This window comes from Nostoc cycadae WK-1, from assembly GCF_002897135.1.
GTDB lineage: Bacteria > Cyanobacteriota > Cyanobacteriia > Cyanobacteriales > Nostocaceae > Nostoc_B.
Genome location: NZ_DF978435.1, coordinates 1 through 22,349 on the forward strand (window position 1 = coordinate 1; position 22,349 = coordinate 22,349).

18 protein-coding genes and 3 pseudogenes are annotated in these 22,349 nt (G+C 40.2%); 12 read left to right on the forward strand and 9 right to left on the reverse strand.

What is annotated here, in order from left to right; genetic code table 11:
- Nucleotides 1–163 (forward strand): annotated as a pseudogene (locus tag NCWK1_RS30245) (ISAzo13-like element transposase-related protein); the annotation flags it as partial.
- 176 nt (nt 164–339) lie between these two features.
- On the opposite strand, the gene aat reads toward NCWK1_RS30245, so the two are convergent.
- Entirely contained in the window at nt 340–915 is a 576-nt protein-coding gene (aat, locus tag NCWK1_RS20700; protein WP_103126005.1) for a leucyl/phenylalanyl-tRNA--protein transferase, read from the reverse strand.
- Nucleotides 916–1,019: 104 nt separating this feature from the next.
- Between aat and NCWK1_RS20705 the strand changes: the two genes are divergently transcribed.
- Nucleotides 1,020–1,349 carry a hypothetical protein gene (locus NCWK1_RS20705; protein ID WP_096578966.1) on the forward strand — a complete coding sequence of 110 codons (330 nt, stop codon included), beginning with the start codon at nt 1,020–1,022 and terminating at the stop codon, nt 1,347–1,349.
- 61 nt (nt 1,350–1,410) lie between these two features.
- Here NCWK1_RS20705 and rpsN read toward each other — a convergent pair whose 3' ends face one another.
- From rpsN to rseP, 3 genes are all read right to left on the reverse strand, one after another.
- Nucleotides 1,411–1,713: a 30S ribosomal protein S14 gene (rpsN, locus tag NCWK1_RS20710; protein WP_044500173.1), complete on the reverse strand. Its 303-nt coding sequence runs from the start codon at nt 1,711–1,713 to the stop codon at nt 1,411–1,413.
- 72 nt (nt 1,714–1,785) lie between these two features.
- A complete protein-coding gene (gene nth, locus NCWK1_RS20715; RefSeq protein WP_103126006.1) occupies nt 1,786–2,454 on the reverse strand; it encodes an endonuclease III in 669 nt (222 codons plus the stop codon).
- Nucleotides 2,455–2,595: 141 nt separating this feature from the next.
- Nucleotides 2,596–3,669: an RIP metalloprotease RseP gene (rseP, locus tag NCWK1_RS20720; protein WP_103126007.1), complete on the reverse strand. Its 1,074-nt coding sequence runs from the start codon at nt 3,667–3,669 to the stop codon at nt 2,596–2,598.
- A gap of 644 nt (nt 3,670–4,313) precedes the next feature.
- Here rseP and kdpA point away from each other — a divergent pair.
- The 8 genes and pseudogenes from kdpA to NCWK1_RS20760 all read left to right on the forward strand — a co-directional run.
- Nucleotides 4,314–5,999, forward strand: coding sequence for a potassium-transporting ATPase subunit KdpA (kdpA, locus tag NCWK1_RS20725; protein ID WP_103126008.1), 1,686 nt, complete (start codon nt 4,314–4,316; stop codon nt 5,997–5,999).
- 169 nt (nt 6,000–6,168) lie between these two features.
- Entirely contained in the window at nt 6,169–8,274 is a 2,106-nt protein-coding gene (gene kdpB, locus NCWK1_RS20730) for a potassium-transporting ATPase subunit KdpB (RefSeq protein ID WP_103126009.1), read from the forward strand.
- Nucleotides 8,275–8,360: 86 nt separating this feature from the next.
- Nucleotides 8,361–8,609, forward strand: a complete 249-nt coding sequence (locus NCWK1_RS20735; protein WP_096578956.1) for a potassium-transporting ATPase subunit F — start codon at nt 8,361–8,363, stop codon at nt 8,607–8,609.
- Between the two features lie 35 nt (nt 8,610–8,644).
- Complete coding sequence (gene kdpC, locus NCWK1_RS20740) at nt 8,645–9,247, forward strand: K(+)-transporting ATPase subunit C (RefSeq protein ID WP_103126010.1); 603 nt, start codon at nt 8,645–8,647, stop codon at nt 9,245–9,247.
- 129 nt (nt 9,248–9,376) lie between these two features.
- The gene (locus tag NCWK1_RS20745) at nt 9,377–10,525 is read left to right on the forward strand and encodes a universal stress protein (RefSeq protein WP_103126098.1); all 1,149 of its coding nucleotides are present in this window, start codon (nt 9,377–9,379) and stop codon (nt 10,523–10,525) included.
- A 24-nt stretch (nt 10,526–10,549) separates the two neighbouring features.
- The gene (locus tag NCWK1_RS20750; protein WP_103126011.1) at nt 10,550–11,491 is read left to right on the forward strand and encodes a SprT-like family protein; all 942 of its coding nucleotides are present in this window, start codon (nt 10,550–10,552) and stop codon (nt 11,489–11,491) included.
- 167 nt (nt 11,492–11,658) lie between these two features.
- The gene (locus tag NCWK1_RS20755) at nt 11,659–12,333 is read left to right on the forward strand and encodes a hypothetical protein (protein WP_103126012.1); all 675 of its coding nucleotides are present in this window, start codon (nt 11,659–11,661) and stop codon (nt 12,331–12,333) included.
- A 60-nt stretch (nt 12,334–12,393) separates the two neighbouring features.
- Nucleotides 12,394–12,606, forward strand: a pseudogene (locus NCWK1_RS20760) (glutathione S-transferase family protein); the annotation flags it as partial.
- A gap of 29 nt (nt 12,607–12,635) precedes the next feature.
- Here the strand turns inward: NCWK1_RS20760 and NCWK1_RS20765 are convergent.
- Nucleotides 12,636–13,856: an ISAzo13 family transposase gene (locus tag NCWK1_RS20765; protein WP_103126013.1), complete on the reverse strand. Its 1,221-nt coding sequence runs from the start codon at nt 13,854–13,856 to the stop codon at nt 12,636–12,638.
- A gap of 82 nt (nt 13,857–13,938) precedes the next feature.
- Between NCWK1_RS20765 and NCWK1_RS20770 the strand changes: the two are divergent.
- Nucleotides 13,939–14,748, forward strand: a pseudogene (locus NCWK1_RS20770) (glutathione S-transferase family protein); the annotation flags it as partial.
- Nucleotides 14,749–14,862: 114 nt separating this feature from the next.
- Nucleotides 14,863–15,903, forward strand: a complete 1,041-nt coding sequence (locus tag NCWK1_RS20775; protein WP_103126014.1) for a glycosyltransferase family 2 protein — start codon at nt 14,863–14,865, stop codon at nt 15,901–15,903.
- On the opposite strand, the gene NCWK1_RS20780 is transcribed toward NCWK1_RS20775, so the two are convergent.
- From NCWK1_RS20780 to NCWK1_RS20795, 4 genes are all read right to left on the reverse strand, one after another.
- Nucleotides 15,892–16,662 carry a hypothetical protein gene (locus tag NCWK1_RS20780; protein WP_103126015.1) on the reverse strand — a complete coding sequence of 257 codons (771 nt, stop codon included), beginning with the start codon at nt 16,660–16,662 and terminating at the stop codon, nt 15,892–15,894. The genes NCWK1_RS20775 and NCWK1_RS20780 overlap by 12 nt on opposite strands.
- A 589-nt stretch (nt 16,663–17,251) precedes the next feature.
- On the reverse strand, nt 17,252–20,035 hold the full coding sequence (locus tag NCWK1_RS20785; RefSeq protein WP_103126016.1) for a GAF domain-containing sensor histidine kinase: 2,784 nt from the start codon (nt 20,033–20,035) through the stop codon (nt 17,252–17,254).
- Between the two features lie 326 nt (nt 20,036–20,361).
- Nucleotides 20,362–20,847 carry an NADAR family protein gene (locus tag NCWK1_RS20790; RefSeq protein WP_103126017.1) on the reverse strand — a complete coding sequence of 162 codons (486 nt, stop codon included), beginning with the start codon at nt 20,845–20,847 and terminating at the stop codon, nt 20,362–20,364.
- Nucleotides 20,848–21,080: 233 nt separating this feature from the next.
- A complete protein-coding gene (locus tag NCWK1_RS20795) occupies nt 21,081–22,106 on the reverse strand; it encodes a Gfo/Idh/MocA family protein (RefSeq protein ID WP_187308200.1) in 1,026 nt (341 codons plus the stop codon).
- Nucleotides 22,107–22,349: the final 243 nt, after the last annotated feature.

Sequence of the window (22,349 nt, forward strand, 5' to 3'; positions counted from 1 at the left end):
TCATACCCCCACAACCATCGGCTACGTAATTCAAGCTGTACTTGATGAAAATCATTATCCTACGTGCATAGAAGTTAGTCCTGAAGATTTTAATGCCATTGCCATTGAGCGGCACGCTTTTCATGGTGAGTGGAACTATCAGAGCAAACCAAGAACAATAGCCTTATTGTTCAACTTATTTTTTCCTGGTTCCTTACCAGCAAAGAAAATCTCTTTGGCGGAGTGTCTGTAATGCTACATCCAGATCAGGTTGATAATCTGTGTAGTACCAGTAAACTTCTGCACCCATAGAAATTAGTCGCTAAATCTTAAGAATGAGCAACATTATGTCCTACATTCTTACACCAAAGAACAGCGACGCTGTAATGCTTTATGAAGTAAAGTTTGATATTCTTCATCGCCAATACCGTAAGCACCAAAGCGTTCTAAATGGGGGTTCATCATTTGAGCGTCAAACAGGACAAATTGTTTTTGGCGTAATCTTTCTACTAACTTAACCATTGCTACCTTTGAGCCTTCGGGAATGCGGTAAAACATCGATTCACCGATGAAAGCGCCGCCAATGACTATTCCTAAAATACCGCCTGCGAGTTCATCACCTTGCCAAGTTTCAAAACTGTGAGCAAAACCTGTTTTATGCAGTAAAAAGTAAATTTCTTTTAATTCATCTGATATCCAGGTTGTTTCTCGGTTCGCACAGCCAGCCACAACAGCCGGAAAATCCCGGTTAATTGCCACGGTAAACCGTTCTTGATTCAAAACGCGCTGCAAAGACTTAGGATAGCGGAATCGCTGATCTAAAGGAATCAAAGTACGATCGCGGCTACCATACCAACCCAAGCCATGATCGTCATCAGCCATGAGAAAATAGCCTTGAGCATAGCCTTGAATAATAGCAGCGATATCATATTGCATAGATCAAACTAAAAATAAAAAATATCAGAGGAACGCAATTTGATGCGATCGCCATCCTCTGCGCTCCTCTGGGATATATTAAGCGTCCCTCTGCGTTTACCAAAATGACACAACCAATCCCATCCATTACCCTACCACCAGCTAACGACCCTCTCCTTGAAGGTGAGTGGTTACAAGAGCGTTTGTTGCGGTGGTTAGATGCAGAATTTATCCCGGAAGCAATCAACCAAAAGATTGCTCAACGAGCCGCGCAAATTTTTGTGCGTCAACGTATGGAAGGAGAAAACGACTTAGGCTCTCTGGTAATTGCCATTGTCACAGAGATGCAGGCGTTTGATTTTTCCAAAAGCTTTTATGGAGAGTTTGCGATCGCTAACGCCGTCAGCGATCTACTCTTAGAAAGTCTGGGTATAGACCGTTGCTGTGGTCAATAATTTTGTCATTTGTCATTTGTCTTTAGCAAATTACCAATGACTAATGACTAATGACCAATAACTACCAACTAGACTTAACCACTCCAGGTAACAAACCTTCGTGCGCCCATTCCCGCAGAACGTTCCGAGACAGTCCAAAGTCACGGTACACACCTCTGGGGCGACCAGTTACCCAGCAGCGATTGCGGCGACGGTTGGGCGCACTGTTCCGGGGTAGTTGTTGAATTTTCCGATGAGCGTCCAGTTTCTCTTCTAAAGATTCAGCCTGTCTGAACTCTTCCAGCAGAGTTTCCCGCTTTTCGGCATACTTTGCGACTAACTTGGCGCGTTTTTTCTCGCGCTCAATCATACTCTTCTTCGCCATACATTCTAAATAAAGACAGCATTTTCCATTCTACAGTGTCCTAATCAATTCTAGGGATACTCCTTAATTTACCTAGCCTATTGTCATCACTTTATGAGCAGTAGGACACAAATCAGCTAACTCACAAGCCGCACAAGCTGGAGAACGGGCTTTACAAACAGCACGACCATGATAAATTAGCCGAATTGACCAATTTTCCCAATCTGCTTGGGGTAATAACTTCATTAAATCTTGTTCAATTTTGACTGGTTCAGAATACTTGGTTAAACCTAACCGCTGACTCAAACGCTTAACGTGAGTATCCACAGTCACCCCAGCATTTATCCCATAAGCATGAGCTAAAACAACATTTGCCGTTTTCCGCGCCACACCAGGCAATTTTAATAAATGCTCCATTTGGTTAGGAACCACCGAATCAAAATCAGTCACAATCATTCGACAGGCGGCTTGAATATTCTTAGACTTATTGCGATAAAACCCTGTCGAACGCACCAAGTTTTCTAACTCGTCTAAATCGGCATTGGCTAAACTGGCTGCATCTGGAAATCGACTAAATAAAGCTGGTGTAACTTGATTAACTCGCTCATCTGTACACTGAGCCGAGAGAATAGTAGCAACTAGTAATTGTACAGGTGTTGAGTAATTTAATGAACAAGTTGCATCTGGATAAAGATGTTTGAGACGATGGAGAATCTCTAACGCTCGTTGTTTTTTAGATGGAGATTTGCGGGTAGTTGTCATACTAATTCGTAATTCGTAATTCGTAATTAAGAATTACATAGTTAAAAGTAGGTACAAAATAAATTAGCCTGCTTGTGCAGGCTTTGTTTGATTAGCACCAGACTTAAGTCTGAGCGCGTTGAGAGAATTTTTCCACCCATCCTACTGAGTGGTTAACTGGATGGTTTCTTTAACTATTAAGAAAATGCCTAATCCTAAAAGTAGCACCAAGCCAGTTTGCATTACACCTTCTTGAATACGGCTAGGTAAGGGTTTACCACGCAAACCTTCAATTAATAGAAAAGCTAATTGTCCGCCGTCTAATGCTGGTAAAGGCAAGATATTGATAATGGCTAAGTTAATGCTGATAATCGCGGCAAAAGATAGTAAATTTGTGCTGTCATCAGCCGCTAATTTTGCACCAACTTTCACAATATTAACTGGCCCAGAAACTTGTCCGATGGTTTGTTGAAAGTTAGTAATTAACTGCCCAAAACCGTTGAGTGTACCAATAAATAGTTGTTGAAAGCGGTTAGCTGCAATACTAAAAATCTCGAAAGGACTGTTAGGTTTACGAAAAACTGGTTTACCATTTGGCCCTAGTTGAATTCCCACCAAGCCTTTACCATCAGCGCCTAGGGCTGGGGTTAATTTTAGGGAAACTTGTTGATTTTTCTGTTGAACTTTGAGGGCGATTTCCTGATTGGGATGAGTTTGAATTTCTTTGGTCAAGATAGCGGTGGATTTGTCTGAAGCCGGGAGTTCTTGACCATTAACTGCTAAAACTATATCACCTTCTCTAATGCCGGCTTGATAGGCAATGGATTGTTCATTAACTGGTTGAACAAGCACACCGGGTTGATAGTTGAACTTTTCTGGGATGCCAACAATACCCAATTGGAGAACTAGCACTAAATAGGCAAATATTAAATTTGCAATTACTCCTGCACTGATGACGATCGCCCGATCTAACACTGGACGGTTACGCAGCAGATTCGGGTCGTTGGGTGGAATGTCACTATCTGGGTCATCATCGGGAAAGCCCACAAAGCCACCCAAGGGAAAAGCACGGACAGCATATTCGGTTTCCGTTCCTTGGTATTTCCACAAAACTGGGCCGAAACCCAAAGAAAAACGGTTAACGTGAATGCCTTGAGACCTTGCTGCTATAAAGTGTCCCAGTTCGTGTACCAAAATTAAAATAGCCAAGACTGCGATCGCTGCTAAAACTGACATAAAGCAAATTAGTCAAAATATGCGGATATATATGTTTATTGTAGTAGTTGCGGATGGAGTACACAGATAAATCCTGTAACTGCTGTTGAGCTTGATTAATTGCAAACATCTGCCAAACTTCTACAGATGTTTTTTGCCATGCTAAATATGTAAATACAATAGCTGCACCTATTGTATTAAAGGTGTATTCTAGTAAATTTTTATTCCTCTGTTACAATTCAATGTGCAATGCAGACGAATAAAATATTGAATTGCGATTAGTATACTAAAATACTCACAGATTGGTGCAATTACACAAACAATGCTGATGCACCAACTCAAACAGTAACTAATATTAAATTTTAAATACTCTTGACAGAAACTTTAAAAAGTCACTAAAAAATTGTAGTGAATAAACACAGTAAATCTAGATAGATATATTGAGACTAAATAAAATATTGCCAAATTGCTCACAATCTCATCGTCAAATAGTTCACTCTTATAGCAGAATTCAAGCTGCGCCGTGCGCTTCAACCGCACGGAGTGCGAAGTAAAACAGTTTATCTCTCTATCTAGAGACATAGATTGGCTACGTTAAGCGGAAATCGACAATATATCTAAAATAATTAGCTTGCGAGTATTAAGTTAAACTGAGCGCAAAATAAATGGGACAAGGTTTTTTACAAATCGGCTTGACACTGTGTCTTGTCATAGCGATCGCCCCTATATTGGGAAGATACATAGCGCGTGTGTTCATGGGAGCGAGAACGTTGCTTGATCCTCTAATGAACCCAATTGAACACAGCATTTATCTGGTAGCAGGCGTTAACAGAAAAGATGATATGACAGGCTGGCAGTATATCCGGGCGATTCTTGCCAGTAATCTTGTTATGGGTATTTTAGTTTTTGGTTTGATACATTATCAAAGATTTTTACCTTGGAATCCCAATAACTTCTTTTCCCCGCGTTGGCATACCTTATTACACACTGTTATTTCTTTTGTTACCAACACCGATCAGCAACACTATGTTCCAGAGACAACCCTGAGTTACTTCAGCCAAGTAGCAGCTTTAGGCTTTTTGATGTTCACCTCAGCAGGTACGGGGTTGGCGGTGGGAATCGCGTTTATTCGTGGGTTGACTAGCAAAAGGTTAGGTAACTTTTATGTTGACCTAATTCGTGGCATTACCAGGATATTACTGCCAATTTCGGTAGTTGGCGCGATCGCCCTTGTTTTATTAGGCGTACCGCAAACCATCGATAAACCATTGATTGTGGAAACGCTAGAAGGAAGCACACAATACATTGCCAGAGGCCCTGTAGCTTCCTTTGAGATGATTAAAATGTTGGGTGAGAACGGTGGTGGTTTCTTTGCAGCAAATTCCGCCCATCCCTTTGAAAATCCCAATGGCGCATCTAACTTAATCGAACTCATCGCCATGATTTCCATTCCCGCAGCCTTGATATTCACCTACGGGATGTTTGCCAAAAATCTCAAACAAGCTTGGCTGTTATTTTGGATGATATTTACCGCTTTTGTGATTTTAGTTTGGGTGACAGTCAGTGGCGAACTGCAAGGAAATCCCCTCATTAACGGCACATTGGGAGTAGAACTGCCAAATTTAGAAGGTAAAGAAGTCAGATTTGGAGTCATACAAACAGCACTGTGGGTAGTGACTACCACCGCCACAATGACTGGTGCAGTTAATGGAATGCTCGATTCCCTAATGCCTCAAGGATTATTTGCGACATTATTTAACTTATTTGTGCAGATTATTTGGGGAGGACAAGGTACAGGTATAGCTTACTTGCTAATTTACTTAATTCTCACCGTGTTCTTAACCGGGTTGATGGTGGGACGCACACCAGAATTTTTAGGACGCAAAATCGAAAAGCGCGAAATCATTCTCGCCAGCGTTGTGCTGTTAATTCACCCCATTATGATTTTAATTCCCAGCGCGATCGCCCTAGCTTATCCCTTTTCTCTCTCAGGAATTACAAACCCAGGCTTTCATGGAATCTCCCAAGTAGTTTATGAATATGCTTCAGCCGCAGCTAATAACGGTTCCGGCTTAGAGAAACTCAATGATAATACCCTGTGGTGGAATTTAAGCACAGGATTGAGTATGTTGGCTGGCCGTTATATCCCAATTATTGCCATCTTGCTATTAGCTGAGAATATGTCGCGTAAACCAGTCACACCAGAAACAGCAGGAACACTCAAAACCGATTCATTACTATTCACCACAGTGACAGCGGGCATAGTACTAATTTTAGGCGTATTGACATTTTTTCCCGTTTTAGCCCTAGGCCCCATCGCTGAAGGATTTAAACTAGCATCTGGCAGTTAAAAAAGTGCTGAGTTGAAAGTGCTGTTAGCGGTAGCGGGGCGTTTAGCCCGTGCTGAGTTGGGAATTGAGAACAAGAAATAATTCTTCCCCTGCCCCTCTGCTTCCTCTGCCCTCTGCCCCCCCTGTCCCCCTGCTCCCTATCTCTATCCTCCCTTGCACTACTGAATATATGAATCCAGTTGCACCTACCCCCAAATCTAAAACACCAAGAGCGCGTCCGAGCGATCGCCGCCAAGTGCGAAAAAAAGCCAAAATAAATAATCAAGTAATTTACATCAGGGCCATCAGGGATGCTTTTATCAAACTGAATCCCATAGTAGCCATCAAAAATCCGGTGATGTTTGTGGTGTGGATTGGCACACTGATTACCCTCGCTGTCACCATTGATCCCAACTTATTCGGCCCTACGCAACAGCGAAATCCCCAATTATTTAATGGTATCCTCACCGGGATATTGTTTTTTACAGTCTGGTTTGCTAACTTTGCCGAAGCCGTAGCCGAAGGACGGGGTAAAGCCCAAGCCGATGCGTTGCGATCTACACAATCAGAAACCATTGCCAAAAAACTCGCCTCCGATGGCTCAATCTCTGAGGTTCCTTCCACAAGTCTTCAAAAAGGTGACAACGTATATATCATGGCTGGCGATATCATCCCTGCTGATGGGGAAGTAATCATGGGTGTCGCCTCGGTGGATGAATCTGCAATTACGGGTGAATCTGCACCAGTTCTCAAAGAATCAGGTTCAGATGTCGCTAGTTCCGTTACAGGTGGAACACGCATCATCTCTGACGAGTTAATCATCCGCGTCACAGCTGATCCCGGCAAAGGTTTTATTGATCGGATGATTAATTTAGTAGAAGGTGCAGAACGCAGCAAAACACCCAACGAAATCGCCCTCACAGTATTACTAGCTGTATTAAGCCTCATATTTTTGTTTGTTGTCGCTACCTTGCCAGCATTTGCCTACTACGTTCAAAGTCCTGTCAGTATCCCAGTTTTAATTGCCTTATTGGTAGCATTGATCCCCACAACCATTGGTGGCTTACTCAGCGCCATTGGGATTGCAGGTATGGATCGAGTCGCCCAATATAACGTTATTGCTACCTCTGGACGAGCAGTAGAAGCCTGTGGCGATGTCAACACTTTAATTTTGGATAAAACTGGCACAATTACCCTCGGCAACCGTTTAGCCGAAGAATTTATCCCGGTTAATGATCATTCTATGCAGGAATTGGCTTATATTGCCCTGATAGCCAGCATATTTGACGATACACCAGAAGGCAAATCCATTGTGCGACTTGCAGAAAGATTAGGCGCTCGATTAGATTTTGATCCCCACCAAGCCGCAGCCGTGGAATTTTCAGCCAAAACCCGGATGAGTGGTACAAATTTAGTCAATGGACGAGAAGCCCGCAAAGGTGCAGTCGGAGCGATTAAAGGATTTGTTCTTTCCCGCAACGGCCGAGATACCCCAGAGCTAGATGCTGCATACCAACGAGTTTCTCAACAAGGGGGTACACCTCTAGCAGTTTGCTTAGATCAAGAAATTTATGGTGTCATCTATCTCAAAGATATTGTCAAACCCGGCATTCGTGAGCGTTTTGCCCAGTTGCGTCGGATGGGTGTGCATACTGTCATGCTCACAGGAGACAACCACATTACTGCATCTGTAATTGCTCAAGAAGCCGGTGTGGATGATTTTATTGCCGAAGCCACACCTGAAGATAAAATCAGTGTCATTCAACAAGAACAGGCTGAAGGCAAACTAGTCGCCATGACAGGTGATGGAACTAACGATGCTCCCGCATTAGCACAGGCAAATGTTGGTGTGGCGATGAATACTGGTACTCAAGCTGCTAAAGAAGCAGCCAACATGGTAGATTTAGACTCCGATCCTACCAAACTCATCGATATTATCAGTATTGGTAAACAACTGTTAATTACCCGTGGGGCATTGACAACATTTTCTATTGCTAATGATATTGCTAAGTATTTTGCAATTATTCCGGTAATTTTTGCAGCTACTAACCTGCAAGGTCTGAATATTATGAATTTAACTAGCACAAATTCCGCTGTGCTATCGGCATTAATTTACAATGCTGTGATTATTCCCGCGTTAATTCCCCTAGCTTTGAAAGGTGTGAAATTTAGACCCCTGACAGCTAATCAATTACTCAAACGCAATCTTTTGATTTATGGCTTAGGTGGTGTGATTGCACCGTTTATTGCGATTAAGCTATTAGATTTGGTGATTACAGCAGTGGGACTGGCTTAGAAAGGCAAAAAAAAGTAAAAAGGCAAAAGTAAAAGAAGAAAAAAATTATTTTTTGCCCTGTTAGTAAGGGAAATTAGCAGATAAATATGAATAAAGAGCCGAGAAATTTAATGCAGGCGATCGCCTATATTTGGTCACAACTGCCTAAACAAAAACTGGCGATCGCAATTCTGATTGGACTTTGCCTAAATTTAGGAATTTCTCGCAGAGTTTATGCAGCTACTAATACCACATTACAAATTCAATTTACTTGGGCTTATGGTATTTTGGGAGCGATTATTTTCGGGCTAATAATTTACTTATTGATTGTAGTTTTTCAACCAGAACGCTTCTAAAAAATAAATTTAATCTTCAGCACTCAGCACTGTTTATGATAATTATTCGAGAAACACTTAGAGCAATTCGTATAACTTTGATACTGTGGTTGCTAACGGCACTAATTTATCCTTTAGCAATCCTGGTTATCGGTCAAGGTTTATTTCCTTTTCAAGCTAATGGTAGCGTCATGCTGAATATAGATGACAAGCCTATTGGCTCGGCTTTGATTGGTCAAATATTCACTGACGATCGCTATTTTCAAGGTCGTCCTAGCACAATAAGATATAGCCAAGGCAGAAAGGCTAAACCAAATGGAATATCTGGTGGTAGTAATCTTGCTCCTAGTAACCCAGAGTTGCTCAATCGCGTGATTGAAAAAGCAAATGAATATCAAGAAGAAAGTATTCAACCAATTGAAGATTTAATTTATACCTCTGGCTCAGGTGTAGATCCACATATTTCTTTAAAAGCCGCCAGAGAACAAATAGCAAGAGTAGCTAATGCCCGTGGTATCAAAGAAGATGACATCATACCTTTACTGAATAAGTTTACTGATGGCAGATTTTTATGGATTTTTGGCGAACCAGGAATTAATATTTTGCGGTTGAATTATGCACTTGATTTACAAGATATCAATCGTAAGCTCAATCAATGAAATGAAGTATGAAGTTTGAAATTAAATTTTTGGCTTTCATAGTTTGATAATTGCTAATTTTTAGAAGAATTTTCTAAAAATTAGCAATTATGTATGATACATACAGCAACTCTCAATCTAAAATCCAAAATGGTCTCAGGTGCAGCTATCAATTCTTCTTACCCAGTACGTCGAGGTAAACATAAAATCTTCATTGGGATGGCTCCGGGTGTGGGTAAAACCTACCGGATGTTAGAAGAAGGAACAGCGCTCAAACAAGAAGGAATTGATGTAGTTATTGGATTGTTGGAAACCCACGGACGTAAAGATACAGCAGAAAAAGCATCTGGGTTAGAAATTATACCCCGTAAGGAAATTTCTAGAGGTGGGTTGACGCTGACGGAAATGGATACAGAGGCAATTTTACAGCGATGTCTACCCACAAGCAGCTATGGCTATAAGTCTCAATTAGTTTTAGTTGATGAACTCGCTCATACCAATGTCCCTGGTTCCCCACGAGAGAAACGCTACCAAGATGTAGAAGTAATTTTGGCTGCGGGTATTGATGTCTACTCCACAATGAATGTGCAGCATTTAGAAAGTCTCAATGACTTAGTAGCGCGAATTACTGGGGTAGTTGTCAGGGAACGAGTTCCTGATAGGATTTTAGAAGCGGCTGACGAAGTGGTGGTGGTAGATGTTACGCCAGAAATGCTGCAAGAAAGGTTATTAGAAGGGAAAATTTACGCCCAGCCAAAAATTCAACAAGCTTTAGATAACTTTTTTCAGCGCCGTAACTTGATTGCTTTACGAGAATTGGCTTTGCGCGAGGTAGCAGACAACATCGAAGAAGATGCGATCGCCTCTACCCCTAATGGACAATTTTGTAACATTCATGAACGAGTTTTAGTCTGTATATCCACTTATCCTAATTCCTTGCAATTACTGCGGCGTGGTGCGAGACTGGCTAATTACATGAATGCGCCACTCTATGTTGTGTTTGTCGCTGATCCTGAGCGCTTCTTAAGTAAGGAGGAAAGCTTACACATTCACAACTGTGAAAAGCTGTGTCAAGAATTTACAGGTACTTTTCTGCGTGTCACCAATGGTAATATAGCTCAAGCGATCGCCGAAGTTGCTGAGAAATACCGCATTACTCAAATTGTAATTGGAGAAAGTCAGCGATCGCGCTGGCAAATCCTCCTCAAAGGTTCTTTAACCCAAAAACTCGTCCGCTTATTGAAAAATATCGATATTCATATTATCGCTAGTGATAAACAATCTTCAGTTAAAATCTGAATATTATTCATTCCACAGTATCTCATGAAAGTTGAGACTATCAGCATTAAAAATATCAAAGTTCAGCAAAATCATATTCTAAAAAATATTCTTCATTTAGCATCTACTCCTAACCAAAATACTGCCCAATATCAACAATTAACTGATACTTTAAACAAAATAGTTGCCACGATTGAACAGATTTGTGATAATCTGCAAATCACACCAGCGAATCTGACTAATTCATCTCGTAAAATCTATTCCTGGTTCAAGTTTCTCACAGAAGAACAAAACTTAAAGCTTCATCTGATTAGCACTTACCGTGTGCAACAAATAACTCAACAAATTCTCTCCCAAGTAGGACAAGATGTAGTTGAAGTTATGATTGAATTCACGAATTTAGCCGGATTGTATCAAGGTAAAAGGTCTAGTAAAGTTGCTTATCTCAAGATTAATGAAGGTTTTATTAATGCTTCTGAAGAAGTCTTGCAAGCATTAGTCAGATGTATGCTATTGGGCAAAACATCGGCAAGTACTAGACTGATTAGAGAATTTGCCAGTTCAGAAGAATATAGTTCTGTTCTCCTAGATTTGGATTTAATTGCTGACGTAATCGCCGAAAATCCTCAAGGTAATTTTTATAATTTAAATGACTTGTTTGACGAACTCAACCATGAATACTTTGCTGCTAATCTTGTCAAACCGCGGCTGACATGGAGTCAAATCAAAACCTACCGTAAATTTGGACACTATGAGCCAGCGAGAGATCGGGTAGTCATGAGTACAAGCCTTGATCACGTTAATGTACCCAAGTTTGTTGCTGAGTTTGTTTTATACCACGAATTACTCCATAAGTACCACGGCACAAAGTGGGTAAATGGTAAACGAATGGTTCATACCACCCAGTTTCGCACTGATGAGAGGCAATTTAAATTATACGCAGAAGCAGATAGATGGTTAAAAAAGTTAGCTTCTCATCAGAGTTGATCAAAAAACTTTCGGCTGGAAAATCCCACCCCATCAAGGTTCCATACCTTCACTCCAAATTTAAGTATGTTTGGGGTTTTTTATGGAGATTTTAGTAGTACAATTGTTCTAGTGGTAGACCTCTGAGCGATGCGTTGCCGACGCGAAGAAAAAACATATCAATAACTATGATGACACCATTACAGGGTATAGTTGCAACCCAAGTGAATTCTCAAACCATCACTCAATCGAAGTTTGAGCAATCTTCTGAACACAAAGCTAATCGCCTAAAGAGCGCTAAAATCGACAGTCTGGCTTTTCAAAGGCTCACTGATGTTACTAAGGCAATATTGCATCACGCCTTTTGGTTAGCAGAACAAAAACAACAGCTTTCTTTACGAGATTATAAACAACTACTTTTAGATCATGGTTGGCAAGGTGAAGAAAAGCGCTATCTCAAGATTGCAGCAGCATTTGCGAAGTTTTCACCTCAAGATGTCGCCCAAGTTGAACCGAGAACCATCTATCAGTTGGCAGAAAATAGCAAAAAGTACCAACAAGTCATCAATCGGTTACTGGACTTAAGCATTATTAATCAAGAGAGTGTGCGTTCTTTAATTAAAAAGCAGCGTACCCCCAAAATAACTAAGTCGGAAAAACCCAGTATTTGGCGACGGACAAAAAATGGTGGGAGATATTGTCAAATTCCGCCAATTCATGAACCTTCAGAACAGACTGGTGTGACTTTGCAACGTATGATGGATGAAGAAGGATTGAGCGCCCAGCATATTGTGGCAGAAGCGATCGCTCTCAGGCAAGCATATAAACAAGGGCAATTAGTCCACGCCGAAGATAACAATTAAATTTTCCGCGACAATAGAGTTGTAATTGAGCATAAGTGCGTAGACGCACACCACTCAACTATGACTGATACCAAAATTAAGAAAAAAGGCAAATCTTTGCCGCCAAAGCTCATCATCGGTTTGGGTAAGTTTGTCTGGACAACTCTTTGGCATATTATGATGTCCCGACTCGCCCCCCGTAATAAGTCAGGAGAATACATTCGTCCCGACAGCCAATTTAGAAATGTTGTTAGTCAAGCCGAAGCTAATATTTATCAACCAGCCACGGGACGTTAGGAACCAGGAAAAAATAAGTTGAACAATTAGGCTATTGTTCTTGGTTTGATCTGATAGTTCCACTCACCATGAAAAGCGTGCCGCTCAATGGCAATGGCATTAAAATCTTCAGGACTAACTTCAATACCCGTAGGATAATGATTTTCATCAAGTACAGCTTGAATTTCTAAGCCGTTGTTTGTGGTGGTATGAGTGATGAGATTAATGACTACTTGAAGGCTAGTTAAAGGTTTGCCCCGCCAGTTGGTGGTGATGTGGCAGAACATCCGATGTTCGATTTTGTTCCACTTGCTGGTACCAGGAGGAAAATGGCTCACATGAATAGTTAAACCAGTTTCATCAGCCAAATCTTGCAATCGCAGCTTCCACAATTTAGTACGATAGCCATTAGAGCCGCCACAGTCAGCAGTTAGGAGTAGATGTTTACTATCAGGGTACAATGGCTGACCCATCTCCAACCACCAGTGACGGATAGATTCAACGGCAAATTCCGCTGTATCGTGGTCAATGCCAACACTGACCCAGCCTTTATTCAACGTCAGGTCGTAAATACCATAGGGAATCGCTTTTCCTAATTTTGGGTCAACAAAATCATGTATTCGTACTTCGAGGGGTTCTTCTTGAGGCTGCCATTCCTGTCCAAGATTCTTAAACTCTCCAATGAGTTCTTTCTTTTTTGTATCCACTGAAATCACTGGTTGACCCAGGTTTTGGAATTGTTCAACCTGCTGATTTATGTACAAAAATTGTGCATCCCGGTCTTGATGTGACGAGCCAGCCAGAGTTTTACGATTTGATTGTAAGCTGTACCCTAACCAACCTAATAAGGTATGTACTGTTCTTGGGCTAACTTTGTGTCCCATTCGTTGTAATTCACCTGCCAATTTCGCCCCGCTTTTGCTCGTCCAACGTAAAGGTGACTCTGGATCTCCTAATGTTGTTGGTTCTACTAAAGATTGCAAGTCTTTTACTAGGGTTAAGTCAATCTCTTCTAGTAGTTTTCTTCCCCCACCACCAGAGCGAATTTGCTCTCGATTGGCTGATTGATTCTGATTCTCTAATTCCTTTAGACCTACATAAATTGTCGTGCGCGACAGTCCTGTTGCTTGGGCTACTTGGCTCACACCTCCCCTTCCCATTGCTTGTGCTTCTACCGCTGCCCACAGCCTACGGGTTTTCTCATTCAAATATGGAGAAAAACATTCATACTTTGTTTTGATTGCCTCTACTAAGTCAGCTTTTGACATGGGTTACTTTACCTGCCCGATCCCATGCTTTGATCCTAGCTCTGTCTTCAATTAGTGTTCAACTTATTTTTACCTGATTCCTTACAAACTTTATGTTGGACTAGGTTGTCCTTGGGCGCACCGCACACTAGTTGTCAGGGCGCTCAAAGGTTTAGAAGATGTCATCTCAGTCACTACTGTTGAACCTTCTGCGGAGTCTGGGGGTTGGGTATTCACCAGCGAAGACGAAGGTTGTCAAACTCTGGCTGAATTGTATCAGCTTGCTCAACCTGGTTACACTGGGCGCAGTACAGTTCCGGTGTTATGGGACAAACAAACCAAAAGCATTGTTAATAACGAAAGTGCGGAAATTATTGTCATACTGAACTCAGAATTTAACGAGTTCGCTACAAATCCCACACTGAATCTCTATCCAGCAGAACTCAAAGAGAAAATTGACTGGTGGAACCAAAAGATTTACACAAGTGTTAACAATGGTGTGTATCGTTGTGGCTTTGCCCAAACTCAAGCAGCATACAACCAAGTTTGTGATGAACTGTTCGCCACCCTTGATGAAATTGACGCAGCCTTAAATACAAGCCGATATCTTTGCGGCAACAACGTTACCTTAGCAGATGTGCGTTTATTCACAACGCTGTTTCGGTTTGACATTGTGTATTATGGGTTGTTCAAGTGTAACCGTCACCGCATTCAAGACTATCCCAATTTGGGAGCCTATTTGCGCGACTTGTATCAGTTACCAAGTGTTGCAGGCACTTGCGATTTAGAGAGTGTCAAGCAAGACTATTATGGAAATCTTTTCCCGCTGAATCCTGGTGGGATTGTGCCGAGTGGCCCTGATATGGCATTTATGTTAAAACCACACAATCGTGAAACCATTGGAGTGCATTAGCCAGCACTTAAATTAGCAATGATTTCCAGGTATTTGCTTCAGAGGCGTTTATTATGGTGTTGATAACACCTCTATTGCCAATTTCTTGTGGTTTCAAAATACACAGAAGTAGATATGACTCAACCATTAGTAACGCTTGGTATCTGTACATACAACAGAGCCGCAAGTTTATGTCAGCACTGTCTTGCTGCATTAGAAAAGCTGACATATTCCAACTATGAAATTATTGTTATTGATGATTGCTCATCTGATAAAACTCAAGATGTATTACATGAGTACAAAGAAAAATTAAATAGATTACAGTTTTTTCGTAATGACAAAAATCGAGGTCTTTGTTATTCACGAAATCGGATTTTAGAAAAATCTCAAGGAGAAATTATTGTATTTTTTGATGATGATGTTAGTATTTTTCCTAGCTGTTTAGATGAAATTGTTAAAGCATATTTGCAAGATTCCGCAGCTTTGTTTGCTTGGGGAGGAGTCTATCAATGTCATGGTTCACACGATAGTAATAAACTAACCTTTGGCAGTGGTAGTTTATTTTCTATGAGACGCATAGTTGCCAATCATTTTCGATTTGATACTAATATTCGATATTTTAAAACTTATTGTTGCGAGGAGCATGAATTTGCTCGAAGAGTGCAACGCCAACCAGGAAAAATTATCCAAATTCCCACCGCCAAGGCAAATCATTACCAAGCTCCTGCTAAAAATAGAGCATGGCGAGGTTTAGGAGGAGACTTAAATTATCTTTATGAAAAAGCTAAACATGGTTCTATCTTGAAGTATTACCAGTCTTTGTTAATTGGTATTCAATATACTATTGACTGTATTATCTTCAAGCATAAGGTTGAAAAAGATTACTATCAGCACTATTACAGAGAAGCAGTTCATTCATTTCATCAAGTACTGCTCCTTCTTAGAGATGGCAAGTTTTTAATTGCCAGTAAATATTTATTTAATATAATAGTTGATGTGCCGATTAGGGCATTGATTAAGCGCAGGATAGAAGCAAAACAGGCTGATAAATTTAGGCAATTATTTGCAAGTGCTGATAATATAGATTTGCAGAGTGAATTTGTGCAGTATAGCAATTTCAATACAAAAGACAGTCGAGAGCTACTTGTAGATATAGAGAGAACTTCAATAAAATAGCTTAAACCGTGCTAACTGAACTTCTAAGGCTTTGATGAGAATTTTATTGAGTTCTGTACTATTTTTAAATGGCAAAATTTGTTGTGTAGGTAAGTCAAACGGAATTTTACCTTCTAACTCTGGGCGCTGCATGTGTGCTAACAAAATTTGTTCGGAGCGTTTACTTTGAATTGCATAACCAATTTCTATGCAAACATTGGGACTAGGAATTAATTGCTGATTTTCTTTACCGTCGATGCTGGCTATAGGTGTAGTATCTGCAATAAACAATAGACTCTTACGGATTTTTCGCATCATAGTCCGATTTAACCGCAGAGTTCCATCACTAGGTCTATAAGATTCTACTAATGTTAAAGGCAGACGCGATCGCATATTCAAAATTTCTAAGCTTTTTTGCAATCCCTCTCGCAGGGCATCGCTTGCTGCGCCATACTCAGTTTGATAGCATAAAAAAATCGTTGGGTCTAATTGGGCTAATAATGCTTGTTTGGTGAAATAAATTTCATGACTGATCAAGTCAATATTAGCTACACAATAACCACCACTACCTTCAACATAAAATTCAATATTTTCCCCTTCCAGATAACGCTCAAACCAAACTGACTTTTTCACCTCATCGCTATCTTCTAAAAAGTCTGCACGTAATGCCGATCGCAATAGACTTTTTTTACTAAGGCGAATGTCTGGTGGACGTTTTTCTAATTCTGCGATCGGTTCATAATCCTGAACATACCATGCTCTGAGCGCAATAATTGACATAAGGCGCTATTTCACTATTTCTGATTATTTAACTGTTTATTTAACTTGATACAAGCTTACACTGATTTCCCTAAACACAACAACACCCAAGCATCTACTAACTTCGATTATTTCCTCCTCTTGTTTCTTCTAGCCAGGGATGTAATCTATTTCACCACTCAAAACAAGCAATGAAAACCAGTTTACAGCGCCCCCTGATTCTCAATATTTGAGGAAATATCAGCGTTCGCGTTGGGTGTTGTTGTTTTTGAACGAGACAGATATGAACTCAACAGCTTTTTACCTCTTCTTTTATTGCAATCTTGCTGTTTAATCTGCCAGGAAAGCTTGGTCGCTTCATTTATTAGATTATCACTTGTAGATTGGCATGGATTTTTCTGCAACTAAACTTTACTTTTAAAGTCAAAATCAACAACTTAAAAATCAAAAATTAGAACTGATAAGCATTGGCTTTGATTAATCAAATCACTTGTGAAATTTTGGAAATATTTTGCCTACTCAATTGTTGCTGTTGTTTAATAAATGCCAGGATTACTAAAGTAATCACTCCCTTTTGATTAAGATTTATTGAATAATAAAAATCAATTCACTATTGTAAGTCTATGCCTAGGGTCTTTTCTACTTCCTGTTTATCTCCCACATTAAATTTACGTAACAATTTAATAGGAATCTCAATCCAAAATTCTGTTCCCTTACCTAGTTCGGAGATACAGTCCATCATGCCACCATGTTTTTCTACAATAATCTGGTAACTAATTGCTAGTCCTAAACCTGTACCCTTACCTACAGATTTGGTGGTAAAAAACGGATCAAAAATGCGCTTCCTGACTTCTTCTGTCATTCCTAGTCCATTATCAGCGATGCGAATTAATACGCGTAATCTGTCTGTTGATAATCTAGTAGAAATCGAAATCTGAGGCTTAGAAAGCTGAGATTTTCCCTGTGCTAACTCCCCTTGATTCTCCAAGGCATCAATGGCGTTAGTGAGAATGTTCATAAAGACTTGATTGATTTGTCCTGCATAACATTCTATCAATGGTAAATCACCATAGTCTTTGATGATATCAATGCCAGTAAAATAAACACTTGATTTCAGGCGGTGTTGCAAAATTAAGAGCGTATTATCTATGCCTTCATGTAAATCAACGGGTTTATTTTCTGCCTCATCTAAGCGCGAAAAGTTACGTAAAGATAATACAATTGATCTAATGCGATCGGCTCCAACCTGCATGGAAGAAATCATTTTTGGTAAATCTTCAGATAAAAATTCTAAATCAATGGCTTTGGCTGTAGAGCTAATTTCATGATGCGGTTGGGGATAGTGTAATTGGTAAAGGTCGATTATTTTTAATAAGTCTTGAGTGTACTTACTTGCATAGTGTAAGTTACCGTAGATAAAATTAACTGGGTTGTTGATTTCGTGGGCGACACCTGCAACTAGTTGTCCCAAACTAGACATTTTTTCAGTTTGAATTAATTGGGTTTGTGCTGCTTGAAGTTCTAACAAAGCTTGTTCTAATTGTGTAGCTTTAGCTGTAGCTTCAGTTTCAGCAGCACAACTTTGTTGATAAAGTTGTGCTTGCTGAATAGCGATCGCAGCTTGATCTGCTAACTGTTGGATTAAATTAATTTCTGTATCTTGCCAATCTCTGGGAGTTGCACACTGATGCACAATTAGTAACCCCCAAAGTTGGGAACCTATATTGATGGGAACAGTTAAGTTGGCTTGTATTTGCAGACTCTGCAAAAATTCTTGGTGACAAGCACTTAAATGATATGCAGAGACATTATTAATTGCTTTAATTTTACCTTGAGAAAGAAAACGAGCAGATTCATCAGGGAGACAGCCGTCTGGTGTTGTAATGCCCAAAGTTGATAACCAAGTGCCATTGATTTCTTCAACAATGACTTCACCCACAGATTCACCAGTTTTTTGATAAATTATTACTCTATCTGAATTAAGCAGCGATCGCACTTCATAGACAATAGTTTGTAAGGTAGTTTTTAAGTCTAATGAACGGCGAATTTGCTCAGAAACTTGTTTGATTACTTTAGTAAACGATAATGATTTTTCTAGTTCTGCGGTTTTCTCTTTTACTCGCACTTCTAAGTTAGCGTTGAGCATTTGTACTTCTTGGTACATTTGTTGCTGCTGAATCGCAATAGAAAAGCTATAAGATAAAGCCTGTGCTAGAGAAATTTCATTATCTGTCCAGGCAACGGCCTGCCCGTTTCTTTCTTCTCGCCACACATCAAAAGAAATTTGTGGTAACTGTTGTTGAGGATGTTGCTCACGTCGCCCAGCCCATAATATTTCGGTGTTGAATTCTGGGCGAAAAACACTTAACACACCAATAAATTGCTGTCGGTATTGCAAAGGCATGACTAACATACCTCGAATTTGGGTTAACCGAAATGCAAATGCTAACACACGCAAATGTGCTTCATGATAAAGGTTATTCGTCACCCAAATTTGCCCTTGTTTGCATTCATCCATCCATTTTTGCCACACAGGATGTTGTTCGATGATGCTAGTTTCTAACTCTAATGGCATTTTTGGTTGCTCGCCATAAGTGTAAATTTCTGCTGTTGGCTCAATGTAAAGTCTACCGCCTATGCCATTTAAGGCTGTGATAGTTGCTTCTAAAGCTGCTTGTAATTCAAGTTTTGGTAATTTATGCAGCAGAGTAGTTACGTGATTAATCGTCTCTTCCCGCTTTTGTCTTGCCAGAGTTTGGGTATACAGATTACTTTGGGCAATAGCGATCGCAACTTGATCAACAACTTGCTGGATTAAGGTCAATTCTGCTGGCAAAATTTCTCGTGGTTGACTGTGATGCGATACTAATAATCCCCACAGTTTAGTTTTGAGTAGTTCTCCTTCCACTTCGCTATGTAAAATTGGCACCACTAGGGAAGACTGTACTCCCATTGCTGTGAGATATTGAATGTGGCATGGATCTACTTGTCGATAGTAGATATTTTCACTTTCTAAGATTTCCTTTGTGTCGTTCGACTGTAGCGACGATAACCCGATTTTGCCACTAGATACATCCACAATTACACGTTGCCGTTCTAACAGCAGCCTGTTTCTGCTTTCTGTGGGAATATCTGTCGCTGGAAAGTGCAACCCTAGCAGGGATGGTAAAATCTGGTCATGAATAGATTCAGCAATAACCTCACCACTACCATCCGCCTCAAACCGATACACCATAACTCGGTCTGTAGATAAAAACAAACGAATTTCGGCAACGGTGGCTGTTAAAATATCTGGCAGTTCCAGCGATCGCCTGATCCGGTTAATTATCCGGTGTAATAAGCCTTCTTGCTGAAAAGCAGGCTGCGAACCGCTTGGGTTATCAGTATATTCCATTGCCTAGTAAACCTAATAAAAAAATAATTAAACTATGTTAAAAAACCCAGCCAAACCTGAGTCGCCATTTCTATCTTTAACGTTTAATAACTAAAGAGAAAATATTAATTGTCAACTAATTTTATACTTACTGCCGAATGCTGTATTCGGTGATATTATGCAAATCACCAAATTCCAAAATTTTTTCTATAATTTTCAGAGATTTTTATAATTTTTTTATTTTTGAGCAAACAAATTAAGTAAATATAATGAAATAGTTGCTAAATTTTTTGAGTTTAGGGAATGTCAGCATTCCCGTATCAGTATCGCTATTTTTTTATATGTAGCTATTCTGTGAGGCAATCACTGGTAATTACTGAGTAAAGGCGTAATCGGCGAATTTCTTCGCGCACATTCATCAAAATTTTACCAAGATGGTTGTTACCAGTTTTATCTGTACCACAACCCCAAAAATAGTCAGTGGGAGAATTCTCAACAATCATCTCATCACCTGTGGCTAGTAAAATTTCTCGAATATCGGTATGGGTGAGAAACTTTTTGAGTACAGCCTCGCGCATAACTTGAGTTTTGACTACATCCCAATCTAAACGGAGTGTACGTGAATTACAGCGCCCTAAAGCAGCGGCCTCTTCTGGTGTAGCAGCAGCATGAATCACAGGTATAATTACGGCATCTTTGCTACCGACAAACTTTTGGGCTTGATAATAATGCTCAACTGTTGACCAATAAGTACCGTGGATTTGGATGGGATGGGAAGAAAAGTTAGAAAAACAACCGTAAGGCTGCCAAACTTTGTAAAAGTAAATGGTCATTTGAAAACTTGTATTTATATATATTCACTCTAGCGGAGTCTCTACAGCCTTCACCAATTCCCGCAGAAGTAATACAAAGGACTGACGCACACAAGTTAATTTTTGAGATTGGGTATAGGGGTGTAAGGATGTTTTACACCTACACCCTTCTCTAAAACCTAAATTTTTCGGTTTCTTACATAAGTCCCAACTATACCCGTCGAAAAAGCCTTTCAACCCTGTTCCCTGCAATATTAAATAGTAGTTAAAAAAACAGGTTGACCACCCTGATTGAGAGATGTGGTTAAAGCAGCCAAAATTTTGACTAACTCTGCACCTACCCGACCCGATGAGACAACTGGAGGTTGATTCTGGAGTATAGATTGAATAAAGCGATCGCACACTTGTTGTAAAGGTTCTCCTGGCTGTAATTCCACTACCTCTCGGCTTTGATTCACAGGGAGAAAATAATTTTCCTGACGTTCAAACTCACCATGTAATAAAGTTAACGGTGCAGCAGGAGACATTTCATCAAAGATTAAACTACCAAGACTACCCACAACGGCTAATCGTCTTTGTTTATCTGGGTTGAGCCAGCATAGGTGAATGTATGCTTGAAAGTTATTTGGGTATGTCAGCGTCACCCAAACTAAATCTGCTAAACCAGATGGGGAGTTTTCTTTAGTTTGCAACCAAACTGTTCCCGTTGCTTGCACCTTTACAGGTATTTGACCCAACCAGTTATTAAAAATTGCAATATCATGAATCGCTAAGTCCCATAGTGCATCAACATCTTGGCGGACTGGCCCTAAATGAGTGCGAGAAGCATAGCCATAACGTAATTCACCTAATTTACCAGCGGTTACTACTGCTTTTCCGGCTGTAACCGCTGGGTGAAATAAATAGGTATGATCAACCATCAAGATTAACTGCTGTAACTCTGCTAAATAGCAAAGTTCCTCACATTCTTTGGGGTCTAAAGTTAAAGGCTTTTCGGCTAAAACATGATATCCCTGCTGGAGAGCATCTTTGATTAAAGGATAGTGAGTTGTAGCTGGGGTGGCGATCGCTACTGCTGTCAAATCTGGGATTTCTTTTAAGGCTGTCCACTGAGTTGTTAATAATACGCTCTCATCCAAGTTAAATTGCTGCTTGACGGCTGTTAATCTTTCTGTATGAGGATCTACGACTGCGACTACATTAACTTGGGGATGCGCTAAAAAATTCCGCAGTAAATGTACGCCCCAACGCCCAACCCCAATAACTGCGATTTTAATCATTGGTTAATCGTCAAAAGTCAATAGTCAATAGTCAGCGGTAAAACTGCGATCGTCAACAGTGAAGATGCCAAGTTTGTCATTACTATTGAGTTCACCTATTTATACATCAGTTTTCAGTAATTTTTAGTGAGTGTAAACTCTGAAGTTGATTTTGGGAACACTGATATTTAGCTGACTGTTGAATGCTAGGTCTTACTAAATTCCTGGAACAAGCTCGTACGTAAAAATTTATCAGTTTTGGTA

What these genes read in the sequence shown, in the direction of transcription:
- aat (WP_103126005.1), bottom strand. Translation starts at nt 915, where the DNA reads ATGCAATATGATATCGCTGCTATTATTCAAGGCTATGCTCAAGGCTAT.
- NCWK1_RS20705 (WP_096578966.1), top strand. Translation starts at nt 1,020, where the DNA reads ATGACACAACCAATCCCATCCATTACCCTACCACCAGCTAACGACCCT.
- rpsN (WP_044500173.1), bottom strand. Translation starts at nt 1,713, where the DNA reads ATGGCGAAGAAGAGTATGATTGAGCGCGAGAAAAAACGCGCCAAGTTA.
- nth (WP_103126006.1), bottom strand. Translation starts at nt 2,454, where the DNA reads ATGACAACTACCCGCAAATCTCCATCTAAAAAACAACGAGCGTTAGAG.
- rseP (WP_103126007.1), bottom strand. Translation starts at nt 3,669, where the DNA reads ATGTCAGTTTTAGCAGCGATCGCAGTCTTGGCTATTTTAATTTTGGTA.
- kdpA (WP_103126008.1), top strand. Translation starts at nt 4,314, where the DNA reads ATGGGACAAGGTTTTTTACAAATCGGCTTGACACTGTGTCTTGTCATA.
- kdpB (WP_103126009.1), top strand. Translation starts at nt 6,169, where the DNA reads ATGAATCCAGTTGCACCTACCCCCAAATCTAAAACACCAAGAGCGCGT.
- NCWK1_RS20735 (WP_096578956.1), top strand. Translation starts at nt 8,361, where the DNA reads ATGAATAAAGAGCCGAGAAATTTAATGCAGGCGATCGCCTATATTTGG.
- kdpC (WP_103126010.1), top strand. Translation starts at nt 8,645, where the DNA reads ATGATAATTATTCGAGAAACACTTAGAGCAATTCGTATAACTTTGATA.
- NCWK1_RS20745 (WP_103126098.1), top strand. Translation starts at nt 9,377, where the DNA reads ATGGTCTCAGGTGCAGCTATCAATTCTTCTTACCCAGTACGTCGAGGT.
- NCWK1_RS20750 (WP_103126011.1), top strand. Translation starts at nt 10,550, where the DNA reads ATGAAAGTTGAGACTATCAGCATTAAAAATATCAAAGTTCAGCAAAAT.
- NCWK1_RS20755 (WP_103126012.1), top strand. Translation starts at nt 11,659, where the DNA reads ATGATGACACCATTACAGGGTATAGTTGCAACCCAAGTGAATTCTCAA.
- NCWK1_RS20765 (WP_103126013.1), bottom strand. Translation starts at nt 13,856, where the DNA reads ATGTCAAAAGCTGACTTAGTAGAGGCAATCAAAACAAAGTATGAATGT.
- NCWK1_RS20775 (WP_103126014.1), top strand. Translation starts at nt 14,863, where the DNA reads ATGACTCAACCATTAGTAACGCTTGGTATCTGTACATACAACAGAGCC.
- NCWK1_RS20780 (WP_103126015.1), bottom strand. Translation starts at nt 16,662, where the DNA reads ATGTCAATTATTGCGCTCAGAGCATGGTATGTTCAGGATTATGAACCG.
- NCWK1_RS20785 (WP_103126016.1), bottom strand. Translation starts at nt 20,035, where the DNA reads ATGGAATATACTGATAACCCAAGCGGTTCGCAGCCTGCTTTTCAGCAA.
- NCWK1_RS20790 (WP_103126017.1), bottom strand. Translation starts at nt 20,847, where the DNA reads ATGACCATTTACTTTTACAAAGTTTGGCAGCCTTACGGTTGTTTTTCT.
- NCWK1_RS20795 (WP_187308200.1), bottom strand. Translation starts at nt 22,106, where the DNA reads ATGATTAAAATCGCAGTTATTGGGGTTGGGCGTTGGGGCGTACATTTA.